This is a genomic window from Enterobacter cloacae complex sp. GYL001, from assembly GCF_049237125.1.
GTDB lineage: Bacteria > Pseudomonadota > Gammaproteobacteria > Enterobacterales > Enterobacteriaceae > Enterobacter > Enterobacter hormaechei_C.
On record NZ_JBMKGW010000019.1, the window covers coordinates 1 to 17,459 of the forward strand.

Consider the following 17,459-nt stretch of genomic DNA (forward strand, 5'->3'; position numbering starts at 1 on the left):
TCGGGTGTGTAAGCGCAGCGATGCGTTGAGCTAACCGATACTAATGAACCGTGAGGCTTAACCTTACAACGCCGAAGGTGTTTTGGCGAAGAGACGAAATTTTCAGCTTAGATTCAGAGTCCGAAGGATTTTGCGCTGAGACAAGGCGGCAAACGAAGGAAAGGAAGGAGCATACTGAGGTATGTGACTGACTTTACGAGAGCAGCCAACGCAGTATCAGTGCGAAAGACACTGGACAGAGCACAAGAATTTGCCTGGCGGCTTTAGCGCGGTGGTCCCACCTGACCCCATGCCGAACTCAGAAGTGAAACGCCGTAGCGCCGATGGTAGTGTGGGGTCTCCCCATGTGAGAGTAGGGAACTGCCAGGCATCAATTAAGAAGAACCCCGTACCGTAAGGTGCGGGGTTTTTTGCTTTGTACGTTCTGAAAAGTCGGGTGGTGGCCCAGCTTTACCCGCCCTACATGCTCTCCCTCCTTGAAACTTTCTCACCTTTCGCTTGCAGACTCGACATTAACCCCGTTTCTGGGTATCGTTAGCTGTCTGGATGTCTAAACGTTTATACGTATGCTGTGAGGATTTAAGGTTATGCCGATTCGGGTGCAGGACGAGCTACCAGCCGTCAATTTCTTGCGTGAAGAGAATGTCTTCGTAATGACAACTTCGCGTGCTTCTGGTCAGGAAATTCGCCCGCTGAAGGTGCTGATCCTTAATCTGATGCCAAAGAAGATCGAAACGGAGAACCAGTTCCTGCGTTTGCTCTCCAACTCTCCGCTTCAGGTTGATATCCAGCTGCTGCGCATTGACGCGCGTGAGTCACGCAACACGCCTGCTGAGCATCTGAATAACTTCTACTGTAATTTTGAAGATATTCGCGATGAGAATTTCGATGGACTGATCGTCACCGGCGCACCGCTGGGTCTGGTGGAATTTAATGACGTTGCCTACTGGCCACAGATCAGGCAGGTGCTGGAGTGGGCAAAAGATCACGTCACGTCCACCTTGTTTGTCTGTTGGGCGGTACAGGCCGCACTGAATATCCTCTATGGCATTCCCAAGCAAACCCGCAGCGACAAACTTTCTGGCGTATACGAACACCACATTCTTCACCCGCATGCGCTGCTGACGCGTGGTTTCGATGACACTTTCCTGGCCCCGCATTCTCGCTACGCCGATTTTCCGGCACAGCTGATCCGCGATTACACCGACCTGGAAATCCTGGCCGAAACGGAAGACGGCGATGCCTACCTGTTCGCCAGTAAAGACAAACGCATCGCGTTCGTTACCGGCCATCCTGAGTACGATCCGCATACCCTCGCCTCAGAGTATTTTCGTGACGTTGAAGCGGGTCTGAATCCGGATGTCCCGTACAACTATTTCCCGAAAAATGATCCGCAAAACACGCCTCGGGCAACCTGGCGTAGCCACGGAAATTTGCTGTTTACCAACTGGCTCAACTATTACGTCTACCAGATTACGCCGTACGATCTGCGCCACATGAATCCGACGCTGGAGTAATCGTCTGCATTAAACGATCCTAAAGCGTTTCAGCTATTCAGATCAGGCACCTTCGGGTGCCTTTTTTATTTCCGAAATCCAACTCAACATCGAAGAAAACTTTAATTCCATATTAATCATGCAGTTGTGATTATATATAAATTAAAATGGAAATTGTTTTTGATTTTGGAAAAATTATAGATAGTCTTAATTCTGCTGAGCGAAAACTACACAACGATCTTTCGCTCGCGTCGGGGGCGTGATTTTGGATCTTTGATGAGGAGCAGAACGATGACTCAACAGGCAACAACGGTCGATGAACTGACCTTTACCCAGCCGAATGGTGAACAAGAACAGCAAGTTTTGACGGCAGAAGCGGTAGAGTTTCTGACTGAACTGGTGACTCGCTTTACGCCACAGCGTAATAAACTGCTGGCGGCGCGCATTCATCAACAGCAGGAGATCGATAACGGCAAGTTGCCAGGGTTTATTTCGGAAACCGCTTCCATTCGTCATGGTGAATGGAAAATTCGCGGAATCCCTGAAGATTTACAGGATCGTCGCGTAGAGATCACCGGTCCGGTAGAGCGCAAAATGGTGATCAACGCCATGAATGCCAACGTCAAAGTATTTATGGCGGACTTCGAAGATTCCCTCGCGCCGGACTGGCAGAAAGTTATCGACGGGCAGATCAACCTGCGCGACGCCGTCAACGGCACCATCAGCTATACCAACGAAGCCGGTAAAATTTACCAGCTCAAACCGAATCCGGCGGTGCTGATCTGCCGCGTACGCGGTCTGCATTTGCCAGAAAAACACGTCACCTGGCGCGGAGAAGCGATTCCGGGCAGCCTGTTCGACTTTGCGCTGTACTTCTTTCACAACTATAAAAACCTGCTGGCGAAAGGCAGCGGCCCCTATTTCTATCTGCCGAAAACCCAGTCCTGGCAGGAAGCGGCGTGGTGGAGTGAAGTCTTCAGCTACGCAGAAGACCGCTTTGGCCTGCCGCGCGGCACCATTAAGGCCACGCTGCTGATTGAAACCCTGCCTGCCGTATTCCAGATGCATGAGATCCTCCATGCGCTGCGTGACCATATTGTGGGCCTGAACTGCGGCCGTTGGGATTACATCTTCAGCTACATCAAAACCCTGAAAAACCATACCGACCGGGTATTGCCGGATCGTCAGGTTGTCACCATGGATAAACCGTTCCTCAGCGCCTACTCGCGCCTGCTGATTAAGACCTGCCACAAACGCGGCGCCTTTGCGATGGGCGGCATGGCGGCGTTTATCCCGAGTAAAGACGCAGAGCGTAACAATCAGGTGCTCAACAAGGTGAAAGCCGATAAAGAGCTGGAAGCCCGTAATGGCCACGACGGGACGTGGATTGCCCATCCTGGTCTGGCCGATACGGCGATGGAAGTCTTTAACCGCGTACTCGGCGACAACAAAAACCAGCTGTTTGTCACCCGTGAAGACGATGCGCCAATCGCAGAAGAACAGTTGCTGGCGCCGTGTGCGGGCGAACGCACGGAAGAGGGAATGCGCGCCAACATTCGCGTCGCCGTGCAGTACATCGAGGCATGGATCTCAGGCAACGGCTGCGTGCCGATCTACGGCCTGATGGAAGATGCCGCCACGGCGGAAATTTCACGTACCTCCATCTGGCAGTGGATCCATCATCAAAAAACGCTCAGCAACGGCAAACCGGTAACCAAAGCCCTGTTCCGTCAGATGCTGGCCGAAGAGATGCGGGTCATCCAGGACGAACTGGGCGAGCACCGCTTCAGCAGTGGGCGTTTTGACGATGCCGCACGTCTGATGGAGCAAATCACCACCTCTGATGACTTAATCGACTTCCTGACCCTGCCGGGCTACCGCTTCCTGGCGTAATTCACCACATAACAATATGGAGCATCTGCACATGAAAACTCGTACCCAACAGATCGAAGAGTTACAAAAAGAGTGGACCCAACCGCGCTGGGAAGGCATCCGCCGTCCGTACAGCGCAGAGGAAGTGGTGAAGTTACGCGGCTCGGTTAACCCGGAATGTACGCTGGCGCAGAACGGCGCGGCGAAAATGTGGGATCTGCTGCATGGGGGGTCTAAAAAAGGCTATATCAACAGCCTCGGCGCGCTGACCGGCGGTCAGGCATTGCAGCAGGCGAAGGCCGGCATTGAAGCTATCTATCTTTCCGGCTGGCAGGTCGCGGCGGATGCTAACCTGGCCGCCAGCATGTATCCGGATCAATCTCTTTATCCGGCGAACTCGGTGCCGTCAGTGGTGGATCGGATCAACAATACCTTCCGCCGTGCGGATCAGATCCAGTGGGCCGCGGGTATCGAACCCCACGATCCGCGTTTTATCGACTATTTCCTGCCGATCGTCGCTGATGCGGAAGCCGGTTTCGGCGGCGTGCTGAACGCCTTTGAGCTGATGAAATCCATGATTGAGGCCGGTGCAGCGGCCGTTCACTTTGAAGATCAGCTGGCGTCGGTGAAGAAGTGCGGGCATATGGGCGGGAAAGTGCTGGTGCCAACCCAGGAAGCGATCCAGAAGCTGGTTGCCGCGCGTCTGGCTGCTGACGTGCTCGGCGTGCCGATGCTGGTGATTGCCCGTACCGATGCTGACGCGGCGGACCTGATCACCTCTGACTGCGACCCGTATGACAGCGAATTCATTACCGGCGAACGTACCAGCGAAGGGTTCTATCGCACACATGCCGGTATTGAACAGGCGATCAGCCGCGGCCTGGCGTATGCCCCTTACGCCGACCTGGTCTGGTGTGAAACCTCCACGCCGGATCTGGCGCTGGCGAAGCGCTTTGCCGATGCGATTCATGCGAAGTATCCGGGCAAGCTGCTGGCCTATAACTGTTCGCCGTCCTTCAACTGGCAAAAGAATCTGGACGATACGACCATCGCCAGCTTCCAGCAGCAATTGTCAGATATGGGCTACAAGTACCAGTTCATCACCCTGGCGGGTATCCACAGCATGTGGTTCAACATGTTCGACCTGGCGCACGCCTACGCGCAGGGCGAAGGCATGAAACACTATGTTGAGAAGGTGCAGCAGCCAGAATTTGCGGCGGGCAAAGAAGGATATACCTTCGTTTCGCACCAGCAGGAAGTGGGAACCGGCTACTTCGATAATGTGACCACGATTATTCAGGGCGGGGCCTCCTCCGTCACGGCATTAACGGGCTCGACGGAAGAAGCACAGTTCTAATCTTTTCCCCCTCTCCCCCCTCGGGGAGAGGGTTGGGGTGAGGGGGAATATATGTCGCGTGGTCTGGAATTACTGATTGCCCAAACTATTTTGCAGGGCTTTGATGCCCAGTATGGCCGCTTTCTGGAAGTCACCTCTGGCGCGCAACAGCGTTTTGAGCACGCCGACTGGCATGCGGTTCAGCAGGCCATGAAGCAGCGTATCCATCTTTATGATCACCACGTAGGTCTGGTGGTGGAGCAACTGCGCTGTATCACCGACGGTAAAAGCCCGGATGCGGAATTTTTACTGCGCGTGAAAGAGCACTACACCCATCTGTTACCCGACTACCCGCGCTTCGAGATTGCGGAGAGCTTTTTCAACTCCGTCTATTGCCGGTTATTTGACCACCGCTCATTATCTCCTGAGCGGTTATTTATCTTCAGCTCCCAGCCGGAGCGCCGCTTTCGTACCATTCCGCGTCCGCTGGCGAAAGATTTCTTTCCCGATCGCGGTTGGGAAAAGCTCCTGCACCGCGTCTTAACGGATTTGCCGCTGCGCCTGCCTTGGGAGAATAAACCCCGGGATATCGGCTATATCCACGCATATCTCAGTGAAACCTTCGGTGAGGCGGTGCTCAGCCGCAGCCATTTGCAGGTTGCCAACGAGCTTTTCTACCGGAATAAGGCCGCCTGGCTGGTGGGCAAACTGGTTACGCCGACAGCTATCGTGCCGTTTCTGCTACCCATTCACCGTACCGACGACGGCGAACTGTTTGTCGATACCTGCCTGACTACCAGCGCTGAGGCCAGTATCGTATTTGGCTTCGCCCGCTCCTATTTCATGGTCTATGCCCCACTGCCTGCCGCCCTGGTGGAGTGGCTGCGCGAGATCCTGCCGGGCAAAACCACCGCCGAGCTGTATATGGCGATTGGCTGTCAGAAGCATGCCAAAACGGAAAGCTATCGGGAATATCTGCGTTATGTCACCACGGCTGATGAGCAGTTTATCGAAGCGCCAGGCATTCGCGGCATGGTGATGCTGGTTTTCACACTGCCGGGCTTCGACCGGGTGTTTAAGGTGATTAAGGATAAATTCGCCCCGCAGAAGGAGATGAGCGCCGCGCACGTTCGTGCCTGCTATCAACTGGTTAAAGAACACGACCGCGTCGGGCGCATGGCGGATACCCAGGAGTTTGAAAACTTTGTGCTGGATAAGCAGCAGATCGATCCGGCGCTGATGTCGCTGCTAATGCAGGAAGCGCCGACGAAAATTACCGATCTTGGCGATAAGATTGCGATTAGCCATCTCTATATCGAGCGCCGGATGGTGCCGCTAAATATCTGGCTGGAGCAATCCGAAGGCCAGGCTTTACGAGACGCCATTGAAGAGTACGGCAATGCGATTCGCCAGCTCGCCGCCGCCAATATTTTTCCCGGCGACATGCTGTTTAAAAACTTCGGCGTCACCCGTCACGGGCGGGTGGTGTTCTACGATTACGATGAAATTTGCTACATGACCGAGGTGAACTTCCGCGATATCCCGCCGCCGCGCTACCCGGAAGATGAACTGTCCAGCGAGCCGTGGTACAGCGTATCGCCGGGCGATGTGTTTCCGGAGGAGTTTCGCCACTGGCTTTGTGCCGACCCGCGCATCGGGCCGCTATTCGAAGAGATGCATGCCGATCTGTTCCGCGCCAGCTACTGGCGCGGGCTGCAAACGCGGATAAAAAATGGGCACGTGGAAGATGTCTACGCTTACCGCCGCAAGCAGCGGTTTTGCATCCGCTTTTCTCCCTCTCCCTGTGGGAGAGGGCCGGGGTGAGGGCATCAGGCGGCAATGCACGTTTAACGAATCCCACCATACGCCAGCGTCACCTCTTTCGCGGCCTTAATCACCATCGCGCCCAGCTCGGTGACGCGGTCGTCGGTCATACGTGAAATCGGCCCGGAGATGGAGATAGCGGCAAACGGCTCGCGGTGCTCGTCAAAAATGCAGGACGCGAGGCAGCGCAGCCCGAGGGCATGTTCTTCGTCATCAAACGAATAGCCGCGCTTGCGGGTCAGAGCCAGATCTTCTTTCAGATGCACCGGCGACACCAGCGTGGCGTGGGTATAGGCGTGCAGTCCTTTACGGTGCAGCAGCCCCGTTACCTGCTCTTCGCTCAGCTGCGAGAGAAACGCTTTCCCTGCGCCAGAGGCGTGCATCGGCAGCTTGCCGCCAATCGGCGCGGACATGCGCATCAGCTGTGTACACTGCACCTGGTCGATGATAATCGCCTGGTGATCGCTCTGATCCAGCACGGCCAGGTTTACCGTCTCGCCGGACTCCTCCATCAGCTTGCGCAGAATCGGGTGGACAATCGCCAGCAGGTTGCGGCTTTGCAGGAAGCTGCTGCCGACAATAAATGCATGCGCCCCCACCGCCCAGTGTCCCAGCTCGCCCACCTGACGCACGAAGCCCAGCTGCTGCATGGTGGTCAGCAGACGGTGCGTGGTGGAGTTCGGCAGGCCAGCCTGCTGCGCCAGCTCTGTCAGGGCCACGCTACCATGCGATTCGGCTATCCATTCCAGCAGCTTCAGGCCGCGCGTCAGGGATTGAACCTGTCCGCCAGGTTGTGCAGCGGTGGTTGCAGCAGGTTTTCTGCCGCGTTTAGCGGGAACGGTCGTAACCATGACGAACTCCTTTTTCTGTATCGTGGAAATCATTTTCGTTTTATTTGGTGGTTTTGCAACCGCTTTCCTGACTGATCGGAGGAGTGATAGTGAACATGTCTCATGTTACCGCTGTGTGACTTTTCGACCCTGCGAGATTATGCCAGTATGGAACGCAGCCTTTTGGCCATGTTGAGCGTTGTCGGGAGCAAGTGTGAGCAGCAAAGTAGAGCAACTGCGTGCGCAGTTAAATGAACGAATTCTGGTGCTGGACGGCGGCATGGGCACCATGATCCAGGGCTATCGTCTGAGTGAAGACGATTTCCGCGGCGAGCGCTTTGCCGACTGGCCTTGTGACCTGAAAGGGAACAATGACCTGCTGGTGTTAAGCAAACCGTCTGTCATCAGGGATATCCACAACGCTTACTTCGAAGCGGGTGCGGATATTGTTGAAACCAACACCTTCAACTCGACAACCATCGCCATGGCGGATTACCAGATGGAATCCCTGTCGGCGGAGATCAACTTTGAAGCGGCGAAGCTGGCGCGCGCCTGCGCCGACGAATGGACGGCCCGTACGCCGGACAAGCCGCGCTACGTAGCCGGGGTGCTGGGCCCAACCAACCGCACCGCGTCGATTTCTCCGGACGTCAACGACCCGGCGTTTCGGAACATCACCTTTGACCAGCTGGTTACCGCCTACCGCGAGTCGACCAAAGCGCTGGTGGAAGGCGGTTCCGATCTGATCCTGATTGAAACCGTATTCGACACCCTCAACGCTAAAGCCGCGATTTACGCGGTGAAAGAGGAGTTCGAGGCGCTGGGCGTCGACCTGCCGATCATGATTTCCGGCACCATCACCGACGCCTCGGGGCGCACGCTTTCCGGCCAGACAACCGAAGCGTTTTATAACTCCCTGCGCCACGCCGAAGCGCTCTCCTTCGGCCTGAACTGCGCGCTGGGGCCGGACGAGCTGCGCCAGTACGTGCAGGAGCTTTCGCGCATCGCAGAGTGCTACGTCACCGCCCACCCGAACGCCGGTCTGCCGAACGCGTTTGGTGAGTACGATCTTGATGCCGACACCATGGCGGCGCAAATCCGCGAATGGGCCGAATCTGGTTTCCTCAACATCGTCGGCGGCTGCTGCGGCACCACGCCTGAGCATATCGCCGCCATGAGCCGCGCCGTCGCCGGGCTTCCACCGCGCAAGCTACCCGAGCTTCCGGTAGCCTGTCGTCTGTCCGGCCTGGAGCCGTTGACCATCGGCGACGACAGCCTGTTTGTGAACGTGGGTGAACGTACTAACGTTACCGGTTCTGCGAAGTTCAAGCGCCTGATCAAAGAAGAGAAGTACAGCGAAGCGCTGGACGTTGCCCGCCAGCAGGTAGAAAGCGGCGCGCAGATCATCGATATCAACATGGACGAGGGGATGCTTGATGCCGAAGCGGCAATGGTGCGTTTCCTCAACCTGATTGCCGGTGAGCCGGATATCGCCCGCGTGCCGATCATGATTGACTCTTCCAAATGGGAAGTCATCGAAAAAGGGCTGAAGTGCATTCAGGGCAAAGGCATCGTTAACTCCATCTCGATGAAAGAGGGCGTCGATACCTTTATCCACCACGCGAAGCTGGTCCGTCGCTACGGAGCCGCCGTGGTGGTGATGGCCTTCGATGAAGTGGGCCAGGCCGATACCCGCGAGCGCAAGATTGAGATTTGCCGCCGCGCGTACAAAATTTTGACCGAAGAGGTGGGCTTCCCGCCTGAAGACATCATCTTCGACCCGAACATCTTCGCCGTCGCGACCGGCATCGAAGAGCACAACAACTACGCCCAGGACTTTATCGGCGCGTGTGAAGACATTAAACGCGAGCTACCGCATGCGCTGATCTCCGGTGGCGTGTCAAACGTGTCGTTCTCGTTCCGCGGCAACGACCCGGTGCGTGAGGCGATCCACGCCGTGTTCCTTTACTACGCCATCCGCAACGGGATGGACATGGGGATCGTCAACGCTGGCCAGCTGGCAATTTACGACGATCTGCCAGCCGAGCTGCGCGACGCCGTAGAAGACGTGATCCTCAATCGTCGTGACGACGCCACCGAACGCATGCTGGATCTGGCGGAAAAATACCGCGGCAGTAAATCTGACGAATCAGCCAACGTTCAACAGGCCGAATGGCGCTCCTGGGATGTGAATAAGCGTCTGGAATACTCGCTGGTAAAAGGCATTACCGAGTTTATCGAGCAGGATACCGAGGAAGCGCGTCAGCAGGCCGCCCGTCCGATTGAAGTGATCGAAGGGCCGCTGATGGACGGTATGAACGTGGTCGGCGATCTGTTCGGCGAGGGCAAAATGTTCCTGCCGCAGGTGGTGAAATCCGCCCGCGTCATGAAGCAGGCGGTGGCGTATCTGGAACCCTTTATCGAAGCCAGCAAAGAGAAGGGCTCCAGTAACGGTAAAATGGTCATCGCCACCGTGAAGGGCGACGTACACGACATCGGCAAAAACATCGTTGGCGTGGTGTTGCAGTGTAATAACTACGAAATTATCGATCTTGGCGTGATGGTCCCGGCGGATAAAATCCTCAGGACCGCGCGCGAAGTGAATGCGGATCTGATTGGTCTTTCCGGGCTGATTACGCCTTCGCTTGACGAAATGGTCAACGTGGCAAAAGAGATGGAGCGCCAGGGCTTTACCATTCCGCTGCTGATTGGCGGGGCAACCACCTCGAAAGCCCACACGGCGGTGAAAATCGAGCAGAACTACAGTGGGCCGACGGTGTATGTTCAAAACGCCTCGCGCACCGTGGGCGTGGTCTCCGCGCTGCTGTCCGACACCCAGCGCGATGACTTTGTCGCCCGCACCCGCAAAGAGTATGAAACCGTCCGCATTCAGCATGGACGTAAGAAACCGCGCACGCCGCCGGTTTCGCTTCAGGCGGCGCGCGATAACGATCTGGCGTTCGACTGGTCCAGCTATACGCCGCCGGTCGCACACCGTCTGGGCGTGCAGGACGTGACGGCCAGCATCGAAACGCTGCGTAACTACATCGACTGGACGCCGTTCTTCATGACCTGGTCGCTGGCGGGCAAATATCCGCGCATTCTTGAAGATGAGGTGGTGGGCGAAGAGGCGAAGCGCCTGTTTAAAGATGCTAACGACATGCTCGACAGGCTGAGCGCAGAGAAAGCCCTCAACCCGCGCGGCGTGGTGGGGCTGTTCCCGGCGAACCGCGTGGGCGACGATGTGGAAATCTACCGCGATGAAACCCGCACCCACGTGCTGGCCGTGAGCCACCACCTGCGCCAGCAAACCGAGAAAGTAGGCTTTGCCAACTACTGCCTGGCGGATTTCGTCGCACCGAAACTCTCCGGTAAAGCCGACTATATCGGCGCCTTTGCCGTAACCGGTGGTCTGGAAGAAGACGCGCTGGCGGATGCGTACGACGCGCAGCACGATGATTACAACAAAATCATGGTGAAAGCGATCGCCGACCGTCTGGCGGAAGCCTTCGCTGAATATCTGCATGAACGCGTACGTAAGGTGCACTGGGGCTACGCGGCGAATGAGAATCTCAGCAACGAGGAGCTGATCCGCGAAAATTACCAGGGCATTCGTCCGGCGCCGGGGTATCCGGCCTGCCCGGAACACACCGAGAAGGGCACTATCTGGAAGTTGCTGGACGTCGAAGCGCATACCGGCATGAAGCTCACCGAGTCGTTCGCCATGTGGCCGGGCGCGTCCGTTTCCGGCTGGTACTTCAGCCATCCGGACAGCAAGTACTTCGCCGTGGCACAGCTTCAGCGCGATCAGATTGAGGATTACGCCCTGCGTAAAGGCATGAGCGTGTCAGAGGTGGAACGCTGGCTGGCGCCGAATTTGGGCTACGACGCAGACTAACGTCACTTTTCCTTACAACAAACAGGGCACCGCTATGGTGCCTTGTCTCTTTCTTACGTTTAAACCCTTATACTGAACCTCAGGAAAACGAATAACGATAAGGAGGAATACCTACCGTGTTGACGTTGTTACACCTGCTCTCCGCAGTCGCACTGCTGGTATGGGGCACCCATATCGTTCGTACCGGCGTGATGCGCGTGTTTGGCGCACGTTTACGTACCGTTCTCAGCGGCAGCGTTGAGAAGAAGCCGCTCGCCTTCTGCGCGGGTATTGGCGTCACGGCGCTGGTGCAAAGCAGCAACGCCACCACCATGCTCGTCACCTCGTTCGTGGCGCAGGATCTGGTGGCGCTCGCCCCGGCGCTGGTGATTGTCCTTGGCGCCGACGTCGGTACCGCGCTGATGGCGCGTATCCTGACGTTCGATCTCTCCTGGCTGTCGCCACTGCTGATTTTTATCGGCGTCATTTTTTTCCTCGGCCGTAAGCAAAGCCGTGCCGGGCAGCTTGGCCGCGTCGGTATTGGCCTCGGGCTGATCCTGCTGGCACTGGAGCTGATTGTGCAGGCTGTCACGCCGATCACCCAGGCCAACGGTGTGCAGGTCATCTTCGCCTCGTTAACCGGCGATATTATGCTGGATGCGCTGATCGGCGCGGTATTCGCCATCGTCAGCTACTCCAGCCTGGCAGCGGTCCTGCTGACGGCGACCTTAACCGCCGCAGGGGTAATTTCCTTCCCGGTGGCGCTGTGCCTGGTGATCGGTGCCAACCTCGGCTCTGGCCTGCTGGCGATGCTCAACAACAGCGCCGCCAACGCTGCCGCCCGCCGGGTGGCGCTGGGGAGTTTACTGTTTAAGCTGGTGGGTAGCCTGATCATTCTGCCGTTTGTGCACCCGCTGGCGAACCTGATGGATAATCTCTCTCTGCCGAAAGCGGAGCTGGTGATCTACTTCCACGTCTTCTACAACCTGGTGCGCTGTCTGGCGATGGTGCCGTTTGCCGCGCCGATGGCCCGCTTCTGCGAGCGGCTTATTCGTGATGAACCGGAGCTGGACGCGCGCCTTAAACCGAAGCATCTGGACACCTCGGTGCTGGATACTCCTGCGCTGGCAATCGCCAATGCCGCCCGCGAAACGCTGCGCATGGGCGACGCGATGGAAACCATGCTGGAAGGGCTGCAAAAGGTGATGCACGGCGAGCCGCGCGAAGAAAAAGAGCTGCGCAGGCTGGCGGACGATATCAACGTGCTGTATACCGCCATCAAGCTCTATCTGGCGCGGATCCCCCAGGACGAGCTGGCGGAAGAGGAGTCGCGCCGCTGGGCGGAAATCATCGAGATGTCGCTTAACCTGGAGCAGGCTTCGGATATTGTCGAGCGTATGGGCAGTGAAATCGCAGACAAATCCCTGGCCGCACGCCGGGCGTTTTCTGTTGAAGGGCTGAAAGAGCTGGAAGCGCTGCACGAACAGCTGGTCAGCAACCTGAAGCTGGCGATGTCGGTCTTCTTCTCCAGCGACGTGCCAAGCGCGCGCCGCCTGCGCCGCAATAAGCATCGTTTCCGCATCCTTAATCGCCGCTACTCACACGCCCACGTTGAGCGTCTGCACCAGCAGAACGTGCAGAGTATCGAGACCAGCTCACTCCACCTGGGGCTGCTGGGGGATATGAAGCGTCTCAACTCGTTGTTCTGTGCGGTGGCCTATAGCGTGATGGAGCAGCCGGATGAAGACGATGAGCGGGATGAGTATTAATCTCTGAAAGCGCCTCGCAAAACCCTTTTGTGAGGCGTGACACCTTCTAAAGAGCAATTCATTCTTAAGGCCTTACATTTTTAAGGGAATAGAAAATGCTCGTTTATTACGCTACACTTCGCCAATTCATGCGCATTCCAATGGGGGTTATCATGCGCACTACTAATGGCATTAAAAAATCAGTCAATGTTTCGTTAGCACCAGAAATTCTTGAAGAAGCGCGACGTCTTAAGCTCAATCTCTCTGCTGTACTCACGGCCGCTCTACAGGAGCAGTTTCGTGCGCATCAGCGCGCAGAGTGGTTAGCAGAAAATAAAGCGTCTATAGAGGCCATTAACCAGTGGGTTGATGAAAACGGCTCCTTTAGTGACTTTCAGAGGTCATTCTGATGGAGCAATATTTTGCTTATGCGAATGAAGGTAATGGGAAAAAAGCATATCCATGGCTTATTAACATGCAGCATCCTGTTGCTAATGTGATGAAACATGTACTGGTTGCTCCCGCCGTTGAATTAAGCCAGTTGGGCGGCATTCGTCCGCCTGCGAAAGTGTGCCCTGTCGTTGAAATCGCGGGTAAGTCCTGCGTTGTCATGATGCATATGCTGTCAGGCATCTCTTCAAAAGAGTTAGGTGAACGCGTTGCCGATCTTACTAACAGCAGTGCTTCATTGCGGGATGCACTCGATTTTCTGATCAGCGGTTACTAGGACTTTTTTGTCAGGCGCAAGGTAAGGTATATTTCGCCCTTCACAGGAGAAACTATGCTGCCAACTCAATCAACCCGATTAAACAAATACATTAGCGAGAGCGGGATCTGCTCACGTCGCGAGGCTGACCGTTACATTGAACAGGGTAACGTGTTTCTTAACGGCAAACGCGCCACCATTGGCGATCAGGTAGTGCCTGGCGATGTGGTGAAAGTGAATGGTCAGGTCATCGAACCGCGTGATGCCGAAGACCTGGTGTTTATCGCGTTGAACAAGCCGGTTGGGATTGTCAGCACTACGGAAGATGGCGAGCGGGACAACATCGTTGATTTCGTGAACCACAGCAGCCGTATTTTCCCGATTGGCCGTCTGGATAAAGACTCTCAGGGGCTGATTTTCCTTACCAACCACGGTGACCTGGTCAACAAAATTCTGCGTGCCGGTAACGACCACGAGAAAGAGTACATTGTTACGGTGAACAAGCCGGTCACGGACGAGTTCATCCGGGGAATGGGCGCAGGCGTGCCGATTCTGGGCACCGTGACGAAGAAGTGTAAAGTCAGAAAAGAGGCGCCGTTTGCGTTTCGTATCACGCTGGTGCAGGGCCTGAACCGCCAGATCCGCCGCATGTGCGAGTACTTCGGTTATGAAGTGACGAAGCTGGAACGCACGCGCATCATGAACGTCAGCCTGTCCGGGATCCCGCTGGGCGAGTGGCGTGACTTAACGGATGACGAGCTGATCGAGCTGTTCAAACTTATCGAGAACTCCTCGTCCGAAGCGAAGCCGAAAGCTAAAGCCAAACCGAAAACGCAGGCGATTAAGCGTCCGGTGGTGAAGGCACCGCAGGCGGAAGAGAAAGGGCGGGGCAAGCCGGGCAACGGAAAACGCTTTACCCAGCCGGGGCGCAAAAAGAAAGGGCGCTGATTAGCGCCTTCCACGGGTTGATGTGCTGGCGGACCAGGAAAAAGTCGCCTCTGCATCGGGTTTATAAGCCTGCTCTTTTTTCAGCTTGCGGGCTTTTTTCGCCGCGGCATCACGTTGCGCCATCAGTTTATCGATGTACTCTTTTTTAACCTGATTGGTTTCGGCGTTCGTCAGCGTGCGGCCATGCGCGATGCGGGCGCGGTCGAGAAGCGTTTTCAGTTCGCGCTGCTCGGCTTCGGTCATGTCTTTCTGGGTCAAACGTGGTGTAGCCATTGCTGAAGCCTCCTGATGGGGAGGCTTCAGTGTAAAGCAAGCCGGGTCAATTAACCCTGTTTCACCGCATCTTTTTTCGGTTGGTCATCAATCGGCTTACCGGACCAGTATCCTGCTAACAGCGAACCGGACAGGTTGTGCCAGACGGAGAACAGCGCCCCCGGTAGCGCTGCCAGCGGTGAGAAGTAAATTTTACCCAGCGCCGCCGCCAGGCCGGAGTTCTGCATCCCCACTTCGATCGCCAGCGTGCGGCAGGTGGATTCGTCAAAGCCAAACAGCTTTCCGCCCCAGTAACCGCCCAGCAGACCAATAGTGTTATGCAGCACAACCGCGACGATCACCACAAAGCCCACCGAAGCAATGTGCGATGCGGAACCGGCTACCACGGCGCTGATAATGGCCAGTATGCAGACCATCGAAAACGCGGGCAGATACGGCTCAACCGCTTTCACTACCCGCGGGAAGAGATGGTGGATCACCAGCCCCAGCGCAATCGGGATCACCACGATTTGCAGGATGCTGAGCAGCATGCCCATCACGTCCACCTGGATATGCGCGTCCACATACAGGCGGGTTAACAGCGGCGTGGCAATCACGCCCACCAGCGTGGAAACCGACGAGATGGTGACGGAGAGCGCCACGTCGCCTTTCGCCAGATAGATCATGACGTTAGATGCCGTGCCGCTGGCGACGCTCCCCACCAGCACCATCCCTGCGGAAAGGTCGGGCGGCATCTTAAAGGCCATCGCCAGCAGCCAGGCCGCGAGCGGCATCACCAGGTAGTGCAGGAAAATCCCTGCGGCAACCGGCGCCGGGCGAGACAGCACGCGTTTGAAATCGTCAATTTTCAGATGCACGCCCATGCCGAACATAATCAGCATCAGCAGCGTGGTGACCCACGGACCAATGCCCGTGAACGTGGCAGGAGTGTAATACGCGAGTACAGAGAGCAGCAGCGCCCATAACGGGAACAGCCGGGTGATAGCGGAGAGCATAGTGAATTCCTTGCAGTATTGTCGTGTTGTTTTGTTATAAAACAGCCGGGTCTGTGCCCGGCTTATTGATATTGTTTATCGTGCTAACGAATTTTATTCAAACAAATTCTGATGAAGTTTCTGCACGACCTGCTCGGCCTGATCGGCAGGGACCAGGAAGCAGAGGTTGTAGCTGGACGCGCCGTAGCAAATCATGCGGATATTGAACGGGTCGAGCACGCCGAACACCTCTTTGCCCACGCCACAGGCGCGCGACAGCTTATTACCGATGATGGCCACCAGCGCCAGATCTTCTTCCACCTCCACGCGGCACAACTCGGAAAGCTCAATCAGCAGCGACTGCGTCAGCAGGGTGTCGCCGGTAGAGGTGGAGCCGGTGGTGTCGAGCGTCAGCGCGATGCTGACTTCTGACGTGGTGATCAGGTCCACGGAGATATTGTGGCGCGCCAGGATGCCAAACACTTCCGCCAGAAATCCACGGGAGTGCAGCATATTATGGCTGTGCAGGGTAACCAGCGTCTGCTTACGACGCAGGGCCAGCGCGCGGAACAGCGGCGGGTTCTCGGTTTTCTTGCAGACCAGCGTCCCGCCCGCCTTTGGATCTTTACTGGAGCCAACGAAGACCGGAATGTCGCTGCGCACGGCGGGCAGCAGCGTGGCCGGGTGCAGCACTTTCGCGCCGAAAGTCGCCATTTCAGCCGCTTCTTCAAAGGCGATCACGTCAATACGTTTTGCCGCAGAGACCACGCGCGGGTCGGTGGTGTAGATACCCGGCACGTCCGTCCAGATATCCACGCGGGTGGCGTGCAGGGCTTCACCCAGCAGGGCGGCGGTGTAGTCGCTACCGCCACGGCCCAGCGTGGTTGTGCGCCCTTTGGCTTCGCTGCCGATAAAGCCCTGGGTGATCACTATGCCTTCATCCAGGCGCGGGGCAAGCTGCTGGTTAGTCAGCTCAGCCAGGGCTTCCACGTCCGGCTCGGCGCGGCCAAAGCGGTCGCTGGTGCGCATCACTTTACGCACGTCGAACCACTGCGCCTGAATATTGCGCTCGCGCATGATCTCAACGAACAGCAGTGTGGACATCAGTTCGCCGTGGCTGACCAGTTCATCGGTCAGTGCGCTGGAGGTGGCCAGCGACGCGGCTTCTGCCAGGGTGGTGATATTTTCCAGCAGGCGTTCCACTTCCTCACGAATGACGTTCGGGTTTTGCAGACGCTCGAGAATGTCGAACTGAATTTTGCGCAGTGCATCCAGCTTCACGAAACGCTCGGTCGCTTCCAGTCCTTCAGACAGGGAAACCAGCAGGTTCGTCACGCCGGCTGAGGCGGAAAGCACCACCAGGCGGGTATTCGGATCGGCCAGCACCACATCGGCGCTGCGGTTCATGGCATCGTAGTCTGCCACACTGGTGCCGCCAAACTTGGCGACCACAAAACTCGTCATAACAACCTCGTGTCAGGGAATGAATAGAGCGACCTTGGCACAAGAATGAAGCGAGAACAGGTGCAGGCGCAAAATACGGCCCTATAAATAAAATGCGGGGGAGGTCCTGTC

13 protein-coding genes and 1 rRNA gene are annotated in these 17,459 nt (G+C 56.5%); 10 read left to right on the plus strand and 4 right to left on the minus strand.

All coding sequences use genetic code 11. The features are described 5' to 3' along the window. Window positions 1-253 precede the first annotated feature (253 nt). From rrf to aceK, 5 genes are all read left to right on the plus strand, one after another. Window positions 254-369, plus strand: a 5S ribosomal RNA gene (gene rrf, locus ACOTWU_RS21890). 218 nt (window positions 370-587) lie between these two features. After that, a complete protein-coding gene (gene metA / locus ACOTWU_RS21895; RefSeq protein ID WP_017382604.1) occupies window positions 588-1,517 on the plus strand; it encodes a homoserine O-acetyltransferase MetA in 930 nt (309 codons plus the stop codon). A 270-nt stretch (window positions 1,518-1,787) separates the two neighbouring features. Further along, window positions 1,788-3,389 (plus strand): malate synthase A, encoded by a 1,602-nt coding sequence (aceB, locus tag ACOTWU_RS21900; RefSeq protein ID WP_032646862.1) that lies wholly within the window; start codon window positions 1,788-1,790, stop codon window positions 3,387-3,389. A gap of 31 nt (window positions 3,390-3,420) precedes the next feature. After that, entirely contained in the window at window positions 3,421-4,725 is a 1,305-nt protein-coding gene (gene aceA / locus ACOTWU_RS21905; RefSeq protein WP_126499212.1) for an isocitrate lyase, read from the plus strand. A gap of 51 nt (window positions 4,726-4,776) precedes the next feature. Further along, window positions 4,777-6,528: a bifunctional isocitrate dehydrogenase kinase/phosphatase gene (gene aceK, locus ACOTWU_RS21910; protein WP_090281153.1), complete on the plus strand. Its 1,752-nt coding sequence runs from the start codon at window positions 4,777-4,779 to the stop codon at window positions 6,526-6,528. 23 nt (window positions 6,529-6,551) lie between these two features. Here the strand turns inward: aceK and iclR are convergent, their stop codons facing one another. Next, window positions 6,552-7,379 carry a glyoxylate bypass operon transcriptional repressor IclR gene (iclR, locus tag ACOTWU_RS21915; protein ID WP_003860353.1) on the minus strand — a complete coding sequence of 276 codons (828 nt, stop codon included), beginning with the start codon at window positions 7,377-7,379 and terminating at the stop codon, window positions 6,552-6,554. A gap of 193 nt (window positions 7,380-7,572) precedes the next feature. On the opposite strand from iclR, the gene metH reads away from it, so the two are divergent. The 5 genes from metH to rluF all read left to right on the plus strand — a co-directional run bounded on the left by metH (window position 7,573) and on the right by rluF (window position 14,637). Then, window positions 7,573-11,256 (plus strand): methionine synthase, encoded by a 3,684-nt coding sequence (gene metH / locus ACOTWU_RS21920; RefSeq protein ID WP_045327724.1) that lies wholly within the window; start codon window positions 7,573-7,575, stop codon window positions 11,254-11,256. A 116-nt stretch (window positions 11,257-11,372) separates the two neighbouring features. Next, entirely contained in the window at window positions 11,373-13,004 is a 1,632-nt protein-coding gene (locus ACOTWU_RS21925; protein WP_003860350.1) for a Na/Pi cotransporter family protein, read from the plus strand. A gap of 95 nt (window positions 13,005-13,099) precedes the next feature. Continuing rightward, on the plus strand, window positions 13,100-13,393 hold the full coding sequence (locus ACOTWU_RS21930) for a type II toxin-antitoxin system CcdA family antitoxin (protein ID WP_017382609.1): 294 nt from the start codon (window positions 13,100-13,102) through the stop codon (window positions 13,391-13,393). Next, a complete protein-coding gene (locus ACOTWU_RS21935) occupies window positions 13,393-13,710 on the plus strand; it encodes a CcdB family protein (protein WP_017382610.1) in 318 nt (105 codons plus the stop codon). The genes ACOTWU_RS21930 and ACOTWU_RS21935 overlap by 1 nt, the downstream gene beginning before the upstream one ends. A 54-nt stretch (window positions 13,711-13,764) precedes the next feature. Continuing rightward, window positions 13,765-14,637, plus strand: coding sequence for a 23S rRNA pseudouridine(2604) synthase RluF (gene rluF / locus ACOTWU_RS21940; protein ID WP_003860347.1), 873 nt, complete (start codon window positions 13,765-13,767; stop codon window positions 14,635-14,637). On the opposite strand, the gene ACOTWU_RS21945 is transcribed toward rluF, so the two are convergent. From ACOTWU_RS21945 to lysC, 3 genes are all read right to left on the minus strand, one after another. Beyond that, complete coding sequence (locus ACOTWU_RS21945; RefSeq protein WP_017382612.1) at window positions 14,638-14,910, minus strand: DUF3811 domain-containing protein; 273 nt, start codon at window positions 14,908-14,910, stop codon at window positions 14,638-14,640. A 50-nt stretch (window positions 14,911-14,960) separates the two neighbouring features. Then, the gene (panS, locus tag ACOTWU_RS21950; RefSeq protein ID WP_015570166.1) at window positions 14,961-15,905 is read right to left on the minus strand and encodes a ketopantoate/pantoate/pantothenate transporter PanS; all 945 of its coding nucleotides are present in this window, start codon (window positions 15,903-15,905) and stop codon (window positions 14,961-14,963) included. Window positions 15,906-15,998: 93 nt separating this feature from the next. Continuing rightward, window positions 15,999-17,348 (minus strand): lysine-sensitive aspartokinase 3, encoded by a 1,350-nt coding sequence (gene lysC / locus ACOTWU_RS21955; RefSeq protein WP_006810501.1) that lies wholly within the window; start codon window positions 17,346-17,348, stop codon window positions 15,999-16,001. Window positions 17,349-17,459 lie beyond the last annotated feature (111 nt).

Excerpts from the sequence above, each read along its gene's own strand:
- metA (WP_017382604.1), top strand. The coding sequence starts at position 588 with ATGCCGATTCGGGTGCAGGACGAGCTACCAGCCGTCAATTTCTTGCGT.
- aceB (WP_032646862.1), top strand. The coding sequence starts at position 1,788 with ATGACTCAACAGGCAACAACGGTCGATGAACTGACCTTTACCCAGCCG.
- aceA (WP_126499212.1), top strand. The coding sequence starts at position 3,421 with ATGAAAACTCGTACCCAACAGATCGAAGAGTTACAAAAAGAGTGGACC.
- aceK (WP_090281153.1), top strand. The coding sequence starts at position 4,777 with ATGTCGCGTGGTCTGGAATTACTGATTGCCCAAACTATTTTGCAGGGC.
- iclR (WP_003860353.1), bottom strand. The coding sequence starts at position 7,379 with ATGGTTACGACCGTTCCCGCTAAACGCGGCAGAAAACCTGCTGCAACC.
- ACOTWU_RS21930 (WP_017382609.1), top strand. The coding sequence starts at position 13,100 with ATGCTCGTTTATTACGCTACACTTCGCCAATTCATGCGCATTCCAATG.
- ACOTWU_RS21935 (WP_017382610.1), top strand. The coding sequence starts at position 13,393 with ATGGAGCAATATTTTGCTTATGCGAATGAAGGTAATGGGAAAAAAGCA.
- rluF (WP_003860347.1), top strand. The coding sequence starts at position 13,765 with ATGCTGCCAACTCAATCAACCCGATTAAACAAATACATTAGCGAGAGC.
- ACOTWU_RS21945 (WP_017382612.1), bottom strand. The coding sequence starts at position 14,910 with ATGGCTACACCACGTTTGACCCAGAAAGACATGACCGAAGCCGAGCAG.
- panS (WP_015570166.1), bottom strand. The coding sequence starts at position 15,905 with ATGCTCTCCGCTATCACCCGGCTGTTCCCGTTATGGGCGCTGCTGCTC.
- lysC (WP_006810501.1), bottom strand. The coding sequence starts at position 17,348 with ATGACGAGTTTTGTGGTCGCCAAGTTTGGCGGCACCAGTGTGGCAGAC.